5 protein-coding genes are annotated in these 21,865 nt (G+C 44.5%); all 5 read right to left on the bottom strand.

The features are described from left to right. Nucleotides 1–34: 34 nt before the first annotated feature. From MHI33_RS04000 to MHI33_RS03980, 5 genes are read right to left on the bottom strand one after another with little or no spacing between them, the layout of a single operon-like run. A complete protein-coding gene (locus MHI33_RS04000; protein ID WP_044141556.1) occupies nt 35–1,042 on the bottom strand; it encodes a phosphotransferase enzyme family protein in 1,008 nt (335 codons plus the stop codon). Beyond that, nucleotides 1,035–7,445 (bottom strand): HAD-IIIC family phosphatase, encoded by a 6,411-nt coding sequence (locus tag MHI33_RS03995; protein ID WP_340909312.1) that lies wholly within the window; start codon nt 7,443–7,445, stop codon nt 1,035–1,037. The genes MHI33_RS04000 and MHI33_RS03995 overlap by 8 nt, the downstream gene beginning before the upstream one ends. Beyond that, nucleotides 7,438–14,670, bottom strand: a complete 7,233-nt coding sequence (locus MHI33_RS03990; RefSeq protein ID WP_340909310.1) for an SDR family NAD(P)-dependent oxidoreductase — start codon at nt 14,668–14,670, stop codon at nt 7,438–7,440. Before MHI33_RS03990 ends, MHI33_RS03995 begins: the two co-directional genes overlap by 8 nt. An 18-nt stretch (nt 14,671–14,688) precedes the next feature. Next, nucleotides 14,689–19,194, bottom strand: coding sequence for a type I polyketide synthase (locus tag MHI33_RS03985; protein ID WP_340909307.1), 4,506 nt, complete (start codon nt 19,192–19,194; stop codon nt 14,689–14,691). Beyond that, nucleotides 19,187–21,856: a non-ribosomal peptide synthetase gene (locus MHI33_RS03980; RefSeq protein WP_340909304.1), complete on the bottom strand. Its 2,670-nt coding sequence runs from the start codon at nt 21,854–21,856 to the stop codon at nt 19,187–19,189. The genes MHI33_RS03985 and MHI33_RS03980 overlap by 8 nt, the downstream gene beginning before the upstream one ends. Nucleotides 21,857–21,865 lie beyond the last annotated feature (9 nt).

Below are 21,865 nucleotides of genomic sequence, written 5' to 3'. Positions count from 1 at the left end.
CCCCGCCTCATCACATAGGCGGGGATTTTCATTTTTAAGATTGACTTAGCTTTGTAAAGTCAAACGTCGTAATCGGTGCTGCTTGCTCAATGTCGGAGCGGAAGCTAGCGAGCATGGCCTTCTCTTCATCTCCGATGGTAGCCAAATCAAATGCTTGATGCAGCAAGCCATAGATTAGCACGTGACGTAAGCGAAGGAAGTCAGGAATGTAGGCAAGCCACTCATCCCCAAGCTCATTCTCTTCACGATAGCCTTTAAGAAACTGCTTCATAAAGTTTCCTGCAAAAGCTGCTTTGTCTTCGTATGGAATGACTGGGTACCACAACACATTGTATAGCAAAATGCTAATGTCATTCATAAACCAATTGTACCCGATATCATCGAAATCAAAGGTCGTAATTTTGCCTTGATCCCAGTGGAAGTTTCCGTGATGAAGATCCGCATGAACCAATCCGTACGTATCCTGATTTTTCGGAAGCTTTGCCAGCTTTTCCATCAACCGATCCGCTTGTTCGAACACAAGCGTCTGATCGGCTGGGACATACTTACGCAATTTAAGCTGCTCCTCTTCATCCCACTCTTGTCTTTTATATCGCGGATCTGACAGCTGATAGCTTTTTGTCAGTTTATGCATGCGGCCTGTGTACTGTCCAAGGGCATAAAATAATTCATCGTTCCAGTCTGCCTCTTCGACTTTATGGCCTGGTGCTTTTTCATAGACTCGCAGTAAAAATGAACCGCCTTGCCCATCGTCTACTTGCTCGATATCACGGCCATTTAATGAAGCAATTGGTTTTGCAACCGAAAGTCCGCCCTTCGCTAAGTGATGGAGCCATTCCATTTCACCTAAAATATAATCAGGTGATCTGCGGATGGTATGGGTAATTTTTAAAATGAAAGACTCTCCGTCTTTTTTAAGTTCATACACATAGTTTTCTGCATCTGCGATAAAGTGGATGTCACTTCGCTGGACTCCGTATAAATGAGTGGCCTCATCTAAAATTTTTGATTCTTCATATATGGCTTTTACATCTTTATGCATGCTGATTCTCCCTCTTCATATATTTTGCTAATTCTCGAATGGTGTGTTTTTCAGCAAAATTCAAATCATCAACATACCAACCCTTCTTTTCAATCTCTACTTCCATTTTGACAGCAAGTAAAGAATTTCCTCCTAAATCGAAAAAGTCGTTGTCAATTCCTACTTTTTCCACATGAAGAATGTCACACCAAATCTCAAGAAGCAGTGCCTCGCGTTCATTGGTTGGGTGTGCGTAAAGTCCATGATCCTGCGTTAGTTCCGTCTTTAATAATGAACACAGACCTTCTTGATCATGTACCTTAAGGGCTTTTACATAACCGCTGTGCAGCGTTTGATCTGTTTGAATCGTTTCCCATGTGTAACCTTCAGAAGCTGAATGACTTGCTGTCTCCACCCTTTGACCCTCTATTTCTTCAGCCAGGTGCTGACGAGGTGACAGGTGGTCAACGATCTGAATGTGATCGCTCAGTGAACCGATTTCTTTCACTTGTATCCGGTATGTTTGCTGCTCCTCAATCTCCTGCATCTGGTGCTCTTTCATAAATGACTTGAATAGCTCATTACGTCCAGTCGATGTAAACTTGAATTCAATAGAAGAAAGCTGGTGCTGACGGCTATATTTAGCGAGCCATGTCAGACATTTTTGCTCAATCCCTTTCCCTAGAGCACGGCAGCTTAGCATCCAAGCATCAATGATCAAGGTGTCGCCTGCATGATGAGCCAAGATCGCCCCTACAATTCCTTCATGACTGAAGCGATCCGCTGCCTCGATAATCCAGCCCTTAACATGCTCATTTTCCATCCGCTCTCTCAGCTGCTGTTCATCAAAGCGCTGAGCATTTAAGCGGAATTGGTTAATGCGACTGCTCATTTGCGCCACGCGGGCAAGGTGCTTTTCTCCCCACTCTGTTACACTCATGTTTAAATTCAAATCTTGTAAAAATTGCTCCATTGACAGAGACTCAGCTTTCTCTTTTTGACGAGCTTTTTCAGCCTTGTAGCTCGTTGTTCGCCCTCTATCTTCTTCTGTGACATCATAGCGGTCAAATGCCCAAGCATGCTGAGCAAATAATGGGATCGCTTTTTCATTGGCAGGTAGTAGCAGTGTCATCACTTCAGGTAGCTCTTCATTCATACGCAAGCACTGAGCAGGATCATCGTCTAAGAAAATAAACTGAGATAATGAAAGATTCAGTGAATCTGCCATCTCTTTGAGATGTGCCGGTTTACTTTCCCAATTGATTCGCCAGTCGACAATATCGTCTTTTTGCAAGATCATATCTGGGTGGTTTTCAAACACGCGCCACACATCTTCTTCATTATTCCTGCTGCTTAAGACAAGCAGGAGACCCTCTTGCTGCTTTTGTTTTAAAAAGCGCTGAAGCATTTGATGTTCTGGCGTAATATCGATACCTTCCACACCGTCTTCTGAAACAACACCCCTCCAAAGCGTATGATCACAATCAATGGCCGCTACCTTAAATGGGGCACCTTGCCATGCAATGAACTCGCGTGCGACTTTTGTACCAATGGCTCCACAAAAGACTTCAGTGAATGGGAGATGTGCGGCTTGCTCTCCTTTTGCATCAAAGATGTCATCCATCTGATATTGCTGCGCAAGCTGACGGCAATCGATCAATTGAACACCGTCTATCTCAGATAATTGAGCAATCCACTCTTGTTCCACATCTTGCAGCGTGTCTTTAAGAGCAGCACTTATCGGCAGAATCCCAACAAAATATAGGTTATGTTTCGTTTTTGATTTCAGAACGTTTGCAAGTTCTTCAGTATGCTCTGCAGCCAGTTTTTTGTTTTCTTCCAGTGAAAGATGAGCTGGACCCGTGATATCCTCTAATCGAATGAGCAGAAGGTTCGCACCGTTTTTCTTCTGTGAGATAAGGCTGCGCTCATTTAGTAATTCCTGATATACCTGCCCATACGGTGCAAATTGAACATCAAGCTGCACATCAAACTGTTTGGTCCAGTACTGAATGTAAGGTGCGATTGGATCTGCTGTAAATGTCGAGCTGACTGTTAGTACGAGCGGTGCTTTTTCCTCTGCACGCTCCCTTTTCTCTTTTGCTGCCTGTTCTTCTTCGTCTGAAAGCACATCGAAATCCTTGAGCAGTTGATCAGGTGTTTGAACAGCCTGTTCGACCAAGTGCTCGAAGTGCTTGACGAACGCTTGCATTGTCTCATGTTTAAACAGCGCAAGATTGTATTGAAGGACGCACTTTAACTCACCTGTTACTTCTCTGACAACATCCATTTTCATATCGAGTTTGGAAATTCCCTTTGCAAACTCATGTGTTTCAAATGTTAGTCCATCGGCTTCGATTTTAATATTCGGATCGTACTCATTATGGTAAATGAGCATTGTATCAAAGAATGGATTACGATGCGGTCTTGTTTTTGGATTCAGATGCTCGACCATTTGGTCAAATGGGTACTCTTGATGGTCATACGCATCCAGCAATACTTGCTTTGTCTGCGTCAGTTGCTCTGTAAAGGTTGCTTCTTGTTCCATGTCTAGTTTAATTGGTAGGAAGTTTGTAAACATGCCAATTGTATGCTCGATATCTGCATGACGCCGTCCAGCCACAAGTGAACCGACAATTAGTTCCTCTTGATCTGCATAACGTGAGAGCAGCAGCCCATAGAGCTGGAACAAGATGACGTTATTTGTCAGCTGATACTGTTCAGCAAGCTGTTCAATTTTCTCAACAATGTGCGGTTCAATATTGAATTTGATCGCTCTTCCTAAGAAGGATTGTTCCTTCCGTTCAAAATCATATGGCATTGTCAAAGTTGGCACATTTGAGCCAATTTGCTGCTTCCAATAATCCTGCTGCTTTTGAAACATCTCGCTGCGGAAATATTTATCTTGCCATTCTGCATAATCTTTATATTGAACAGTGAGTTCCGGCAAGGTTTCCCCTCGATAGAGCTCAGTAAATTCTTTAATAAAGATGTTCATGCTCGCTCCATCCGCCACAATATTATGCATATCGACTAATAAGAGATGATCATGTGCAGCGATTTTCACAAAACGCACACGGATCAATGGTGCAGCCTTTAAGTCAAATGGACGAATGAATTCATCGATTTGTGCTTCTAATCCTTTTTCATCAGCCTCTGTCAATTCAACAGCAAATTGGAAGTCATCATGGACACGCTGAACCGGTTCACCATCTTTTAATTCAAAGGTCGTTCGCAAGGTTTCATGACGATCAATTAATTGCTTGAAGGTCTGCTCAAAGCGCTCGACGTCAATTTCCCCTTTACATCTCAGTGCCATCGGCATGTTGTAAGAGGTCACTTGACCAATACGCTGATGAATGAGGAATGTCCGTCTTTGAGCAGCAGATAATGGATACGTGTCTTTCTTTTCCACTGGTTCAATCTTGAAATATTGATGCTTCTCTGCCTTTTCGATGAATGCTTGGAGCTTTTCAATTGTCGGATTGTTAAACATGTCTGTGAGCGTTAGCTCTACACCAAACTCTTTGTGAATTTGAGAAATCAGACCGGTGGCATTTAACGAATGTCCGCCAAGCTCAAAGAAATGGTCGTCTCTTTCCACCTTTTCAATTCCTAAAATGTCTTTCCACATCCGCTGTAACGTTGCCTCAATGTCATTCGATGCGGCGGCATGGACTTGATTGTTTTCTTCTATTTCCTGCCCTTTGTTATCCTTTGGCACCACCATTTGCACACCTGAAGATGAAGATAATGCAGATGTATCTACCTTTTCAATCCAATATCGTTGTCGTTCAAACGGATAGGTCGGCAAGGATACTTTTTGATTTGATGTCTGATTTCGCAATTTTGTCCAGTCAACCGGCACCCCTTGAAGCCAGATGTCACCCAATCTTCCCAGCAGGTAGCGGTCGTCGGCTGCCTCTTCTTTTGGATGACGCATCAATGGAATCGGCTGCTGATGATGTTCCTTTGAAGCTGGGCGAATAAAGGCACTTAACGTATTCCCCGGCCCGACTTCAACGAAAATAGGATCAAGCTCCGTTAATAACGTCTCCGCTCCATCACGGAAACGAACCGCTTGCCGCAAATGATTAGCCCAATATGCCGGGTCTTGCACTGCTTCATGGTCAATCCACGTACCTGTGACGTTAGAAATATAAGGGATAGACGGCGCATTCAATTGATACTCGGCTACCTTTTCTTTAAATGATGGCAGGATGTCATCCATCATTTTAGAATGGAAGGCATGAGAGGTGTGAAGCTTTCTACACCCATGTCCAGCAGCCTCCAGTTTCTCAGCAAGTGCATCAATGGCTGTGGTCTCACCTGACACTACGCACAATTCAGGACCATTTACTGCTGCAAGTGAAAGATCATCTGTTAAATATGACAACACGTTCTGTTCACTCAAAGGAACACTCAGCATAGAGCCTTTTGGAAGCTGGCTAATGAGCTGTCCGCGATAAGCCACAAGATCTACGGCATCTTCAACAGATAGTAAACCAGATACGGCAGCAGCTGTGTATTCTCCAATACTGTGACCGATCAGTGCCTGCGGTTTGACGCCAAAATGAATCAGCAATTTAGCCAAAGCGTATTCCACACTAAACAGAAGCGGCTGCGTATATTCTGTTTGGTTGATCAGCTGACGATCATCACTTGCTTCTGTAGAGAATAAAATACTAAATGGGTCAACTGAGACATGCTGTTTGAATTGATTCAAGCATTGATCCAGCGCTTCCTTAAAGACTGGATACTTGTCATAAAGCTGACGCCCCATGTCTACATACTGAGATCCTTGGCCTGGGAAAAGAAAGACGATTGGACGGCTCGATGTTTGGGAGCTGGCCGTCTTGACCACCTCTTTTGACCTTTGATTCAGCGCCTGTAACATGTCAGCCGTGTTATTTCCAAGAATGACACGTTTATGCGGGAAATGATGGCGCCCTGTTTGCAGCGTATAGGCAACGTCACTTAGACGAACTTGCTGCTGATGCTGGAGTAAATAGTCCGCAAGGCGATCCGTCATTTTTTCAAGAGCTGCTGGTGTTTTGGCAGATAATAAAAGAAGTTCACTATCCTCAGGGCTATCAGCGGCAACACGTGTAGCAGGTGCTTCTTCTAAAATGACATGAGCATTTGTTCCACCTATCCCAAATGAGCTTACACCCGCCCGGCGAGGAGATTCCTGTGTGCTCCATGGCGTCAAGTCTGTGTTTACAACGAAAGGCGAATTGTCAAATTCAATTTTTTCATTCGGCGTTTCAAAATTAATGGTCGGCGGAATCACTTGATGCTTTAAGCTTAAAACGGTTTTAATAAAGCCCGCGACACCTGATGCATCATTCAAATGACCAACATTCGATTTGACAGAACCAATGCGGCAAAAGCCTTTTTTATCTGTATCAAATGCTTGCTTGAGCGCTTCAATTTCGATTGGATCTCCGAGGGTTGTTCCGGTTCCATGTGCTTCAATGTACGAAATGGTTTCAGGTTCCACCTCAGCCATTCGAAGTGCTGTCTTAATGGCTGAAACTTGACCTTTCGTACTCGGCGCCGTATATCCTACTTTTCTATTTCCGTCATTATTAATAGATGATCCTTTAATGACAGCATAGATGTGATCACCGTCTTCAATGGCATCCTCTAAATTTTTTAAAATAACGGCTCCTGCACCATCACCAAAAACGGTTCCATCGGCTTTGTTATCAAAGACGCGGCAATGTCCGTCAGATGAATGGATCATGCCTTCTTGATAAAGATAACCTGATTTTTGCGGCAGGCGAATGGACACGCCGCCTGCAACTGCCATATGACAGTCGCCACTTAATAAAGCCTGAACGGCTAGATGAATCGACACCATCGAGGTCGAGCAGGCGGTTTGCACCACCATACTCGGTCCCTTCAAATTTAATTTATATGAAATCATCGTCGCTAAATAATCACGCATATTCAGAACGGCAGCTTCTAGTGTTTTCGAATCCTCACCTTGAGCCGCCCCTTGAAGTGCTCTCATGACCCATTCTGTATTGATCCCTGCACCTGTATAAAGACCAATTTGCCCTTTATATTCAAACGGATCGTACCCAGCGTCTTCAAGCGCTGTCCACACACATTCATGAAAGAGTCTAAACTGCGGGTCCATCATGGCCGCTTCCTTTGGTGTATAGTCAAAGAAATCTGCATCAAATAAATCAACATCATCTAGCATCCCTTTTGCTTTGACAAAACGGGGATTTTTTAATAAAGCTTCATCTGTACCTTCACGCCGTAATTCTTCTTCTGTAAAAAAGGAGATTGTTTCTTTTCCTTTTTTCAGATTCTCCCAGTACTCATCTACATTTTTGGCCCCTGGAAAACGACCTGCAAGACCGATAACAGCAATTTCTGCGCCATGATAGTGATTCGTTGTATCATTCATTCTCGATTCCGCCTCTCAATCTTTTATTCCGTTGCTGTTTAAAACGAGCTCTACGATCACCTGAAGTGACGACGGCTAGTTCTTCTTCCATCGTTTCTTCCTTCGAGTCCTCAGAAGGCTGGATATATTTCGCAAGCTCTGCAACAGATGGGTACGTAAACAACGTCACAACCGCTTCATTTGTTTGAAGTGCTTGGTTTAACCGATTGGTGACTTGAACAATATCCAGCGAGCTTGCGCCGAGATCGAAGAAATTGTCGTGAATGCCCACTTGTTCCATGCCCATAAAATCCTGCCATACTTGACAGATCGCTTTTTCAGTTTCATTGCGAGGCGCCACATACGGATTGCCCAGCTCTGGTCTTTCGTGCTTAGACACTTCATATGAATCCTCATCCGCTGCGGTCTTAGGCTCTAGTGACAGCCATTGATCTATCCGTTCATCAAGATTTCCTGTGGACACGAGCATGTGTCGATTCTGCCGGCTAGACAGAACATACTGGAACAGCTCAGCACCCTCTTCTGGTAAAATCGCAAGCTCATTGATCGATTCACCAATTGTGGATTCTAGTTCACCCCAGAAATTCCAAGCATCCCAGTTCACACACATCCACGGGGTTTGACTATGTTGATTAAGTCTAGCTGCAAATGCATCCATATATAAGTTAGCCGCTGAGTAAGCAGAGAATCCTAAGCCCCCAAGCAATGCACTAATGGAAGAAAAGAGAAGACAAAAGTCTGCTTGTTCTTGTTCCAGCAGCTGCTCTAGCACATCGAGCCCTTTCACCTTTGATTGGAATTGATCCTCTCCCTGCGCCAGTGTAGAAGGGATATCTTTGATTGCACGGAAGGATGTACTTCCTGGTAATCCTGCTGCATGGAATACACCATGAACGCCGCCATGCTTTTTGCGGATGGCATCAAATACATGTTTCATCTGATCAAGATCTCCTGCATTCGCCTGCACCGCTTCTACTGTTGCACCTAATCGTTCAAGCTCAAGCACCTTCTCAATTCTCGTGCGCTGCGCTTCATCGGCATTTGCTTGTTGAACATATGACGCCCATTCATTTCTTGGTGGCAATGCCGTTCTGCCAGTTAAATAAAGATGTACATTTCCTTCCTTCGCCAGCATCTTTGATAGAACAAATCCGATACCGCCTAAACCTCCTGTGATCAAATAAACACCATTTGGCCTGATCATCTTCGGAAGTCCATCTTCTTTTTGTAGCGGCAAATGCTTGTAGCTCTGCACCCAGCGCTTTCGATGACGATACGCCACAAGCTGGTCCTTTCCAGGCTGCATGATTTCCTGCACAATAAGATCGACAAGGACTTGTTCCTTCCAAGACATGACTTCTGGCACGTCTTCCACATCGATATTCCAACATTTGATATGATGGTATTCCTGTGAAATCACTTTACATGGCCCAAGCATTGCACTTTTCTCTGCACATATCGTCTCATTTCCTGTGACTGGCTGAATTCCGCTAGTGATCGTAAACAGACGGCATTCTCGAATATTTTTTTGGGCAGCAATCGCTTGAGATAAGAAAATTAAGCTGTAATAGCCTTTTTCAATGTGCGCCTGAAAAGCGGCTTGACGATTCGAGTTGTCATCTTCTTTCGCAGCTTCCCATAAATGAAGAATCCGATGAATATTGATGCCTCTATTAGACAATGAATCTAACATGTTTCGGTAGTGCTGGCCTTCTGCCGGATTGATCGTAAACGACTCATCTTGCTCTTGATAAGCTTCACCCTTTGTGACAGAAATGACCTTGATACCTTGTTGCTTAAATGAATGAATAAACAGTTCATGAAAAGCATCCTGTTCCCTGAAAATGAGCCACGTTTGTTCTTCTGTTTCTTTTTCGAAAACTGGTTTTAGCGGCTGCTGCTCCCATGAAGGCAGGTAGAACCATTCTTCCATCTCTTTCTTCTTCGTTTCCTTAGGAGCGGATAGTTGTGGAGACGCGGGCTTTCCTGCTTCAATCCAATATCGTTTCCGCTCAAATGGATAGGTCGGCAGCGATACGAGCTGACGTTCCTCTTGAGTTGGATGTTGCTGTGCTTTGACCTCGTAGCCCCCTGCCCATAGCTCTCCTATTCTCTTTAAGAAATATGCATGGTCATCCGCTTGTTCTCTCGTATGCCTCACCATATTCAGGACATCATGATGAGACTCTTTGTTTTCATGACGTTTCGCTAATGCCGTCAAGCTGTTTCCAGGTCCAACTTCAATGAGTGCTCGTACTTCATCGGTTAACAGCTGAGATAGACCTTCATGAAAACGAACGGTTCCACGCAAGTGGTTCGTCCAATAAGATGCTGTCATCACCTCTTCGCTTGTTGCCCAGGTGCCTGTCACATTCGATATAAACGGAATCGCTGGCTCGTGCAATTCTACTTTCTCTACGAATTGTTGAAACGCCTCAAGCATCGGCTCCATCATGTAGGAATGAAAGGCATGAGAAGTATGGAGCTGTCTTGTGACAATTCCTTTGTCTTGCAGTTTCTTTTCAAATGCAGCGATATGCTCTTCTCTTCCAGAAACGACACAAAGGTCTTTTGCATTGACAGCAGCAACAGAAAGCGATTCATCGATCATTGAGACGAGCTCCGCCTCGGGTAATTGCACACTAAGCATCGCGCCTTTTTCCATGTCTTGCATCAATCTTCCTCTTGCCATCACGAGTGTTAATGCAGACTCGAGAGAAAAGACCCCTGACAAACAAGCGGCAACGTACTCGCCGATACTGTGTCCAATCATTGATTCTGGCTCAACACCGCTATGCTGAAGCAATTTGGCTAATGCATACTCGAATATAAAGAGAAGCGGCTGAGCATTTGACGTTTTTGTGATGTCTTCGTTCGTTTCATCCTCGGAAAAGACAATGCCCTTTAAATCCACTTGCTCCGTTTCCATTACATATTTAAAGCATCTATCTACTTCCCATTTGAACACTGGCTCTGCATCATATAATCCGCGCATCATACCAACATACTGAGCGCCTTGACCCGAAAACATAAAGGTCGCTTTACGCCATTTTTTGCTTCGAAACACACTTGTTTCAAGCTGTTTCTGCTGCATCCATTCATCAGCAGACGCGAGTACGATCGCTTTTCGGTATGGAAATTGCTTTCTGCCATAACGTAATGTATAAGCAATATCTTCAAGCGGGACTTGAGGATGGTGGATCACATACTGCTTTAATCGCTCTGTCATTTCCGTCAAAGCAGTATCTGTTTTTGCAGATAAGACGAGCAGCTGCTTTTGGTTAGAAGCTGGCTTTTGCTTCGCCTGTATGCCCTCTTCTATGATCATATGGGCATTCGTTCCGCCGATACCGAAAGAGCTAACTCCCGCTCTTCTCGGACCATCTGCTTCCTTCCAATACAACGCCTTTTGATTCACATAAAACGGTGTATCTTTGAAAGGAATCTCCTGATTGGGTTTTTCATAATGAATGGTTGGCGGGATCGTTTTATGCTGGAGAGCCAAAATGGCTTTAAACAAACCTGCAATCCCTGCCGCACTATTTAAGTGTCCGACATTACTTTTCACAGAACCGATCGGAATCGTCAGCGGATCTGTCCCTTTGAACACTTGGCTAAGGGCGGATACCTCAATTGGATCTCCCATGTTTGTCCCCGTACCATGAGCTTCTACATAACCAATAGACGCGGGATCGATACCTGATTTTTCATACGTTTCTTTTAAAACCTCTGCTTGTCCTTCCACACTCGGAGCGGTAAAACCAGCTTTTCGGCTGCCATCATTGTTCACACCAACCCCTTTGATGACCGCATGAATCGGGTTGCCATCTCTCATTGCATCTTCATAACGTTTTAGCAGAACAATCCCCGCTCCATCTCCGAAAATGGTTCCGCTCGCCTCTTGGTCAAACGGTCGGCAATGTCCATCTTTTGATTGAATCATCCCATCTTGATAGATGTAGCCGATATTTTCTGGAGAACTAACCGTCACACCGCCAGCCAGTGCAGCATCACATTCTTGATTCAATAATGCTTGACAGGCCATGCCAATATTGACAAGTGAGGTCGAACAAGCTGTCTGCATGGTCACACTAGGCCCGTGTAAATTCAATTTATAAGAAAGCTGCGTACTAAAGAACTCACGATCATTTAACAGCATGGCGCTGAATTGCTCAGTTGCTTCCATTTGATGGGCAAAGCGCGTCAGCCACTCATGGTTTGGACTCGTTCCTGTATAAACGCCAATTTTCCCTGCCATTCGATCAGGGTCACAGCCAGCATCCTCCAGCGCTTCCCAAGCACATTCATGCAAGAGCCTGAACTGCGGATCCATTAGCTCTGCCTCTCTGGCAGAATAGTTGAAGAAGTCTGCATCAAAGCCTTCAATCTCTTGTAAACGACCTTTTGCTCCAATGAAATTTGGATGCTGATAGACAGACGCATCCAGCCCTGCTTTCTTGAGCTCTTCTTCTGTGAAAAAGTGAATCATTTCCTCGCCATTCACAAGACGCTGCCAAAAGTCTTCTAGCGATGAAGCTCCCGGGAATCTTCCAGCCATTCCGACAATCGCAATATCCGTATGCTCCTGGGACGTGTTTTTTACTGGGCGAGAAGCAGGCGTTTGAATCTGTTCTGACTGTTCTTCAAACAAATATTCAGCAAGACTTGCCACTGTCGCAAACCGATACAATTGCACAGTGTCAATTTGCTTGTCCACATGCTCAGATATTTTCGCTGCAAGCTGAGAAATATCAAGGGATGTCGCACCAAATTCGAAAAATGGCGATTCATCATCCATTTGATCAAACCCAAAATGAGTTTGCACAATGTCGTGAATGTCTTTTTGTAAAGAAGCGAGTGAAGCAAAGACACGCTGTTCATTCTGCGGCTTTTGTGGTTCAATGGCTGCCATCGTATTTGTTTGTGCAGAGAAATCAGTTTTATGAAATGGGTACCCAGGTAGCGGAATACGCTGTCTGTTCTTCTCATCTGTTATTGGGAAAGCTAAGCCGACCCCCATTTCCCAAAGAACACCTGCGATTTGAAGCATGTCTCCATCAAGTGGTTCGGTTGTTTTTTCTGCTCCCTTTTCAATTACAATCCCTTGTTTCATTGAAAGGTCAATGATCAAAGCTGGTGATTCTTGCTCAATCATTGGTGATTTTACAGGCTGATCCATATGAAGAAGACCCTTTGCAGACGATGGGTCGAAAGTGGTTTGTTGCTCCCCAGTTTGCTGCAAGTAAACAGGCCGCTTGAGTGTCCTCTGAGGCAGGGAAGCCAGCCTTTGATTAACCGTCTCGGTATCATGAAGATGGTACACAATAGATGCCGCATCTTTTAGCTCAAGACCGCCTGCTGCATATAAAGCTGTCCAGACTCCGCTGCCTTCTCCAACCCATCCATCTGGTTCAATTCCGAGTGATCTTACCATGTTGGCAAAAGCGGATGTCATGATCAGCATCGCCACTTCTGATTGACGGCTTTGTTTAGGATGGAACAGCTCGTCTTTTTTGATAGGTACTGCGGATTGGACGAGGCTTATGATTCGATCCACTTCTGTTTTGAAAGAAGGATCTTTCTCATACAGCTTGATGTAATCACGTAAACCTGACTCATGATACCCTGTCAGCTTCATGCTGATCCGTTTATAAAGATGACTTTCTCTGCCTGCTGTCTCTTCATTCAGCACTTGCAGCTCCTCTAATAACTCTTCCCGCGTGGAACAGACAAACGCTTTTCGATATTTGAAAGCCTTTCTTCCACTTTGTAACGTATAAGCTGCTTCACCAAGTGAGAGATCAGGATGTGAGGAGACATATTCCTTTAAGTTTTTTGTCATGTTCCTCAGATCATGCGTTGATCTAGCTGACAACACGATTAATTCTTTGGACGAGGCCTTGCTGTTTGCTTTTCTCGGCTGTGCCTCTTCTAAGATGACATGAGCATTTGCTCCCCCTATACCAAAGGCACTGACTCCAGCTCTCCTTGGCAATTGAGATGTCTTCCACTCCTCTTTGTCTGTCCCAACATAAAATGGGGTTTGATCAAAAGAAATACGGTGATTCGGTTTCTCAAAGTGCGGCATCGGGGCAAATTGACGATGATGCAGCATCATGACTGTTTTGATAAAACCAGCTACGCCGCTTGCAGCATCTAAATGCCCAATATTGGCTTTGACTGATCCAATTCGGCAATAACCTTGTTGATCTGTTTGAAAAGCACGGGTAAGCGCCTCAATCTCAATCGGATCTCCAACAGGTGTACCCGTTCCATGTGCTTCGATATAAGAAATCGTCTCTGGTTCTGTCTCAGCCATTTCTAACGCAGATTCAATGACACTTGCCTGTCCACTCACACTTGGGGCTGTATAACCGACTTTATTGCTCCCATCATTGTTCGTTGCAGATCCTTTTACGACAGCATAAATAAAATCTCCATCTTCTATCGCATCTTTTAAACGTTTTAGCGCAACAACGCCTGCACCTTCACCAAAAACGGTTCCTTTTGCTTTTTCATCAAACGGACGGCAATGACCATCAGGAGAATAAATCATTCCTTCTTGGTATTGATAGCCTGTGATTTGCGGCTGATGGAGTGTGACACCTCCTGCTAACGCAAGGTCACATTCACCGCCGATTAATCCTTGGCAGGCCATATGGATAGCAACAAGCGATGTGGAGCAAGCCGTTTGCACCGATACGCTTGGACCTTTTAGATTTAATTTATAGGCAATCCGAGAAGCAAAGGATGGGTCATTGAGATGCATGATTTGAAACACATCTTCGTTCTTCGCAAGTGACGACATATGCTGCCCCATCCACGATAGATTGCTAGATGCCCCGGCATAAAGACCAATTAATCCTTCGTATTGCTCAGGCTCATAGCCTGCATCCTCTAGCGCATGCCATGTACATTCATGCATCAATCGAATTTGCGGGTCCATAATAGATGCCTCTCGCGGAGAGTAGCCAAAAAAGTCTGCATCAAATGATGATGCATGCTGTAAATATGGCTTTGCCTTGACATAATCAGAACGTTTTAGCAGCGTCTCATCTACACCCGCTGCCTTTAATTCTTCATCAGTGAAAAACGTAACGGATTCTTTCCCTTGCGATACATTTTCCCAAAACGCTTGCACATTCGGTGCCTCGGGAAACGTACCTGCTAATCCTACAACTGCAATTTCAAGTCCAGATTCGGTCCATTGCTCTTGATCAGACATACGCTGCATTTCTCCCATCTATTTTCGTTTTAATCTCTGTTTACGGCGGTTCTTCCCATCTGCCATCGCCTGTTTGCGGAGATTAGATGATTCAGTGACAGCTTGCTTTTCTTCCTTCACTCCATGTATCTTCTTCAGTTCTGCAGCCAATGACGCGATCGTTGGATGACTATACATCATGACCACTGGAACCTCTATACCATAAATTGATTTAATATGACCGCTCATCTGCAGCAAATCAAGGGATGTTGCACCCATTTCAAAGAAGTTCTCATTTACATCCGGTTCATGAGGAAAAAAGGAGCTGAGTACATCACACAATGATGCTTCTAGACGATCATCTATGACCTGCGATATTTGTTGAGACGGCTCTTCTTCCTGCTGCATAGGTGTTAATCGGTGTTTTATTCTCTCACCCATGTCTCGAACAGAAACAAGAATTTGCGGATAATCTAGACGCAGCACTTCCTGAAAGACCTTGATTCCTTCTTCTGGTAAAATTCCCGCCTGCTCCTCGAGCGTCATCATGTCATTGACTTTGGCCGCTAATGCTGAGTCGTGTGCCATACCGACTTTTTCCCATCGATCCCAGTTTAAAGAAATCACTGGCTTTCCTTCCTGCCTCTTCGCATGAGCAAAGCTGTCCATAAAAGCATTGGAAGCGGCATAAGCCACTTGTCCAGCCGCTCCAAGAAAGGACACAAGGGATGAACAAAGTAAAAAGAAGTCGAGCGTTTCATCCTTGAGAGCTTCATCCAGCACATAGGTCCCGTTGATTTTTGCCTGACACATGCGAATTTCATCGTCTGCTGTTCTTGCTTGGATGATCTTCCCATCTGCCTCTCCTGCCGCATGAATGACACCATGTAAATCACCAAATGATGTATGAGCCAGCTGGATCGCTTTCTGCACGGCGTCTTTATCTGACACATCACCGTTTACAGTTTGTACATCAGCTCCTAACTCTTCAAGAACCATCAGTTTTTTCACGGTCTCAGCTTCTTTCCCATCCGCATCACGCAGCTCACCCCATGCAGAACGTTCACGTATTTGTGATCGGCTGAGGAACACAAGTTTTGCTTGATACGTTTCTGCTAAATGTTGAGCTAGTGTGAAGCCAATGCCTCCCATACCGCCGGTCAGGAGGTAAACACCATGAGTCCTGAAAGGCTGTGTGGACGATTCCTCTTTGCTTAAAGGTGTACTTGAAGCTTTTCGAACCCATCTGCTGTTCCCTCGATACGCCACGACCGCCTCTTGATCGTGCATTGCAACCTCGTATGAAAGAAAGAGCGGCCAGTCCGCCTTTGTTTCCTGACATAAATCAACGTGCTGACACGCAATATGCTGATATTCTTGAGGAATGGTCAGAGCTAATCCAGTACATGTTGCTTGAAGAGGATTGACCTTCTCCATCCCGATGACATCATGTGCTTGGTTTGTCACAAGGTGAAGACGGATGGTTGTGTTATGATGCTGACTGATCAGCCTGACGAGATCGAGCACAGATAAGTAGTTTGGCTGTTCACCTGTATCTTCTGTTAGTTCATCATGCATCCAGATGATCTCTTCCGGTATAAATTCAGATTGCTGCAGTTCAGCCATCACCCACTCTAAGTGTGACAGCATATGAACGTCAGCTTTCATCAACTGGTCATTTTCTTTGATCGTATGATCACTTTGACAGACGCTGACAACCTCTGCATGCCGCTCTTTCAAATAGGCGCCAATATGACCACTTTTCTCAAAAACTAAGATACGCTTCCCTTGATGATGCTGCTCTTTTAGTACAGGTGCAGAGCGCTCCCATACCGGAATGTAAAACCAGTCTTGAAAATCAGCTGAGAGTTTCTCCCCCTTTTCTGATGGCGCTAAATTGCTCATCAGCTGATCCGCTTTAAACTGCGGAGAGGGGAATATTTGATGCTCAAATGGATATGTTGGCAGTGACACTCGATATGGGGTCTTTTCTTTTCTGACAGCGCTCCAATTCGGTTCCACTCCGAAAGTCCACAGCTTACCTATAGCTTTTTTCATATATTCATCATCAGCAGCTTGTTCTTTTGGATGTCTCACCAATGAAACAGCCGCTGCTTTGTTCACATCATAGTCATCATGTCGTCTCACAAATTGGGTCAACGTATGACCTGGCCCCACTTCAATGAAAACCACTTCTCCAAGTCCAAGTAACGTCTCTAATCCTTGACTAAATAAAACAGGCTGCCTAATATGAGATGCCCAGTAATCAGGCGATGAGGCTTGCTCATTTGTTAACCAGTTCCCTGTCACATTCGAAAGGATCGGAACCTCGCCCTGCTGATAGGTGATCTCTGAGAGAACGTTCTTAAACTGTTCGGATGCTTCAGCCATCATACTCGTATGAAAGGCGTGAGAGGTTTTCAATGTTTGGACAGAAGCTCCTCTTTTTTCAGCTTGTTCGAGATAGATCTGTAACCGTTCTGAAGGTCCGGAAACAACAGATAATTGTGAGCTATTCACCGCAGAAAGCTCGACCCCCTCAGGAAGATCATGTTCAATCTCTTCGGCAGGGAGGGACACTCCGGCCATTTCACCCCGAGGCATTTTTTGCATCAAACTGCCTCTTTTTAAAACGATACGGATTGCATCTTCAAGGTGGATGATACCGGCCACGCAGGCAGCCGTGATTTCTCCAATACTATGACCAATGAAATAATGCGGACGTATGCCTAGTCCCATCAGCTTCGATGCGAGCGCATACTCAAAACTAAACAAGATGATTTGTGTATATGATGTTTGCTGCATGAGTTGTTCTGCTTTTATGAACTCTTCTTCGGTTGTTGGATATAACACGTTCTCGATCTCAACACCTGATAAAGATAAAATGATGGCAAAACATTTCTGAAGCGTTTGTTTAAATTCAGGGTCTTTCTCATATAAATCCTTGCCCATATTCACATACTGAGCACCTTGTCCAGAAAACATCCAAACGACTGCAGGCTGTTGAAAGGCCTTTTGCGGCTGTCCGGCTGACTGGAATGTGCGTTCAGGACCTGCAAGAAAAGCTTGTCGATAAGGAAAATGCTTTCGTCCCTCTTGCAGTGTAAAGGCAGCCTCGGATAGTGTGACATTCTTTTGTTCTTTTAAATAAGATGTCATTTGTTCAGCAGATTTTTGAACCGCCTGCTTCGATCTTGCAGAAATCACCATTAGTTCATGATCTCTTTCTAATGACGGTTTGTCGGCTGCGGGTGCCTCTTCCATGATCAGATGTACATTCGTTCCACCAACTCCAAATGAACTGACCCCGGCACGTAGCGGCTGCTCTATTTTCGTCCATGGTACGGGTGTTGTATTGACATAAAATGGACTTGATTCAAAATCAATTTTCGGATTCGGTTTTTTATAATGAAGGCTAGGCGGCAGCATCTGATGGTACAGACTAAGCGTTGTCTTGATAAAACCTGCAACCCCTGCGGCTGAGTCAAGATGACCAATATTGGTTTTCACAGACCCAATCGCACAAAACTGTTTTTTATCCGTTTGAAAGGCTTTCTTTAGTGACTCAATTTCAACCGGATCTCCAAGAGTTGTACCTGTGCCATGTGCTTCAATATAAGAAATACTCTCAGCTTCTACACGACTGATGTTGAGTGCCTTTTTAATCACTTCGCTTTGTCCTTCTATACTTGGTGCTGTGTAGCCAACCTTACGCCCGCCATCATTGTTATAGGCTGAACCTTTAATCACGCCATAGATATGATCCTTATCTTTTAGTGCCTGCTTTAATGATTTGAGCACAACAACACCGCAGCCCTCACCGCCAACGGTGCCTTTTGCCTGTTCATCAAAAGCTCGGCAGTGCCCATCCGGCGACATGATCATCCCCTCTTGATACATGTATCCTTTTTTGTGAGGGGTCGTAATGGTGACGCCGCCTGCGAGAGCCATTTTACATTCCCCAGTAATTAGGGCGCGCGCCGCCATATGAATGGCAGTCAAAGAGGAAGAACAGGCTGTATCAACAGCTACGCTCGGTCCCTTCAAATTCAATTTGTAGGATACCTTTGTGTTCATGAAATCTTTATCTGTTAACTGAACAGCCGCAAATTGTTCAGATGAGTCATTGGTTCTCATCAGCATGGAAGCAGCTTGCCAATATAAATTAGCAGAAGCGGCTCCAAATAAACCAATTGGTTCCTGATAGGTTTCAGGGTTATAGCCTGCATCTTCAAGAGATTCCCACGCCACCTCATGAAACATGCGGATTTGCGGGTCCATTACTTCTGCTTCACGCTGTGAATAACCAAAGAAATCTGCATCAAAATGATCATGCTGATCAACTGCTCCTTTGGCACGTACATATTGCTCATGATCTAATGCCTCTTTCTCAACCCCTGCCTCAAGCAGCTCTTCCTTCGAAAAGAACGTAATGGACTCTCTTCCATTTGCAAGGTTGTCCCAAAAGTGATGAATATTCTTTGCTCCCGGAAAACGGCAGGCCATCCCAACCACTGCAACCTCTAATCCTGTGAACTTACTCATCTATCATCCCGCCTAACAGTTGAGCGGCACTTTCTAAGTCATCCGCTTCATTTTCTCCATCATCTTCGATCTGTTTCTCTTGCCCTGATGCTTTGTTTTTTAATTGAGCAGCTATTTGCGAAACAGTTGTATATTGGAACAGCTCCATTACTGTCAGCTCCTGCTGAAATTCCTCTTTCACTTTATTGGACAGCTCAACGATATTAAAAGAGTTCCCGCCTAAGTCAAAAAACGGTTCATCTATACGAATCTGCGAAGCAGGGACTTGTAAAATAGAGGCGAAAATGCGAACAAGCTTCTGCTCTGTTTCATTATGTGCTTGAATGGTCACTGGCTCTTGATTGTCTGCCAGCTGATCTTCTGGATTCGGCAGTGCTTGGATATCCAATTTCCCCGATAGATTCAAAGGAAATTGCTCTATTTGAATGACATGCCTCGGCACCATATAACCTGGTAATCTTTCACTTAAAGACTGACGAAGCGCACGTTGATCTATCGCTTGTTTTGCCATCATGTATGCGCAAATGTATTGGTCCTGATCCTGCGTTTCCTTAGGAATGACAATGACATCTTGAATCAATCCTTGCATATGCGGGTCATCAAGAATCGCTCTGCGGATTTCCTCTAGCTCAACTCGATATCCCCTAATTTTCACTTGACCGTCGTTTCTCTTGGCGAATTCTAACAATCCATCAAACCGCCATCTTGCAAGATCTCCCGTACCGTATAACACCCCGCTGCTGAGCTCTGGTTTTTTGATAAATTTCTCCTTGCTCAGATCAGGGTGATTGATGTACCCACGACCTACACCATCGCCTGCTATATATAACTCTCCAAAGACGCCAATCGGAACTAGCTCTCCTTGCGCATCACATATGAAAATATGCTCATTCGGCATCGGCTGCCCAATAGGAATGACTTGCTCATCCCAGTCTTGGGGAATCAGAAAGGATGATGACTGAACCGTACATTCAGTCGGCCCATACGCATTAATCATGATTGGTTTTTCACCTGATATATGCTGTAAAAATTGATCCATCAGCTCTTTTGTGAATACCTCTCCGCCCACCAGCAGCATCTTCAACGCTGGCAGGTCTTGTTTTGATTGCGCTGCTGCCTTGTTCATCAGCTTTAAATGAGAGGGGGTCACATCAGACAGCTGGATGTGATGTTCTTGGTAAAACGACCATAACGCATGCCCATCCATACGGACTTCATCTTTGGCAATATGCAGCGTATGCCCGAGGAGCAATGCTGGGAACAATGTTTGAACAGACGCATCAAAAATGTGTGAAGCCAGCATCCCTACTTGCAAAGGATCAGGGAGCAGATCAAAAAAGCGCGTTTTCATTCCATATACCAAATTAATGACATGACGATGTTCGATAACGACACCTTTCGGATGCCCTGTCGTACCTGATGTATACAGGACATACGCCATATCCGAAGACGAGATAGACCAAGTCAGATTCTCTTTTATTGATGATTCTTGAAGCATGTCTTGAATCACATGAACCTCGACATCCAATCCTTCGTGTCCTTCTGTATCCGAGACAATAGCTGTAGCACCGCTGTTTTTGAGCATATACCGAATTCTTTCAATCGGCAGATGGACATCAATCGGTAAATAAGCATAGCCAGCCTTTAAGATGCCAAGAATAGCAATGACAAGTTCAGCAGATCGATACATTCTGAGTCCAACAGGAGTCTCACATGTTATCTGACTTTGAGATAGTCTAAGCGCAATGCGATCTGATAAATGATCAACCTCTTCATATGTATAGGAGGTGGTGCCAAACACAACAGCCGTTCGTGCTGGATGCAATTGGACTTGTTGTTGAAATAACGACACAATATCACGATCCACTGGATAAGCGAGCGACTCCCCTTGAAACGAATCAAACAGCTGACTTTTCTCCATATCAGATAAAAATGAGTGTGTGCTCATCGTTTGCTCAGGCGTTTCGAGACATTGCTCTGTGAATCCCATGAAATGATTGGAGAACTGCTCCATCATGTGGTCATCATAAATGGAAGCATCCCAGTGAACTTCAGCATGAAGGTGATCTTGTTCTTTCTTCCAAACAATAAGCACATCCGCATGCAGCTGCTCTCGGTCAGCTTGCCCATGCAATGGCTCAAATGCACATGCCAGATTGACACGCTTCTTGTCTTCTTCTATTGAACGCCAAAGCTCATCCATTAAAATATGAACAGGATAATTTTGATGACGCACTGCCTCCTGAAACGATTGTTTCAATACCTCTAGCCCTGCGCTAAAGCTCATATGAGGCTCAATCTCTGCCTTAAGCGGCAGTATATGATTGATGGCTGATTGATTGGCAGACTGTTCCATTGTAGGAACAGTCACCATCAACTCAGTTTTTCCGCTATAACGTTGAAGCAAGCCAAAAGCAGCTGTGGTCAGCACGATAAACAGGCGCAAATCAGAATCTCCACATAATTGCTTTAACGAATGATTCATAGCCACAGGGAAGGACGAATGAAGCGATCGATTCATTGCAGCAGGCTTGGCTTGTGAAACCGTATGAGGAATACGGCCATCAAGCTGGATACCTGATAAGATCGATGTCCAGTAGGCTCTTTCCCTCACCCTTTCCTTCGCCGCTGCTTTCAGTTGAAAATCATCATGTTCAATCACTCTTCCATT

The sequence above is a fragment of the Bacillus sp. FSL K6-2971 genome, assembly GCF_038006405.1.
GTDB classification, from domain to species: domain Bacteria; phylum Bacillota; class Bacilli; order Bacillales; family Bacillaceae; genus Bacillus; species Bacillus pumilus.
Note: the sequence above shows the minus strand (reverse complement) of the source record. Positions and strands in the feature narration are given on the sequence as shown.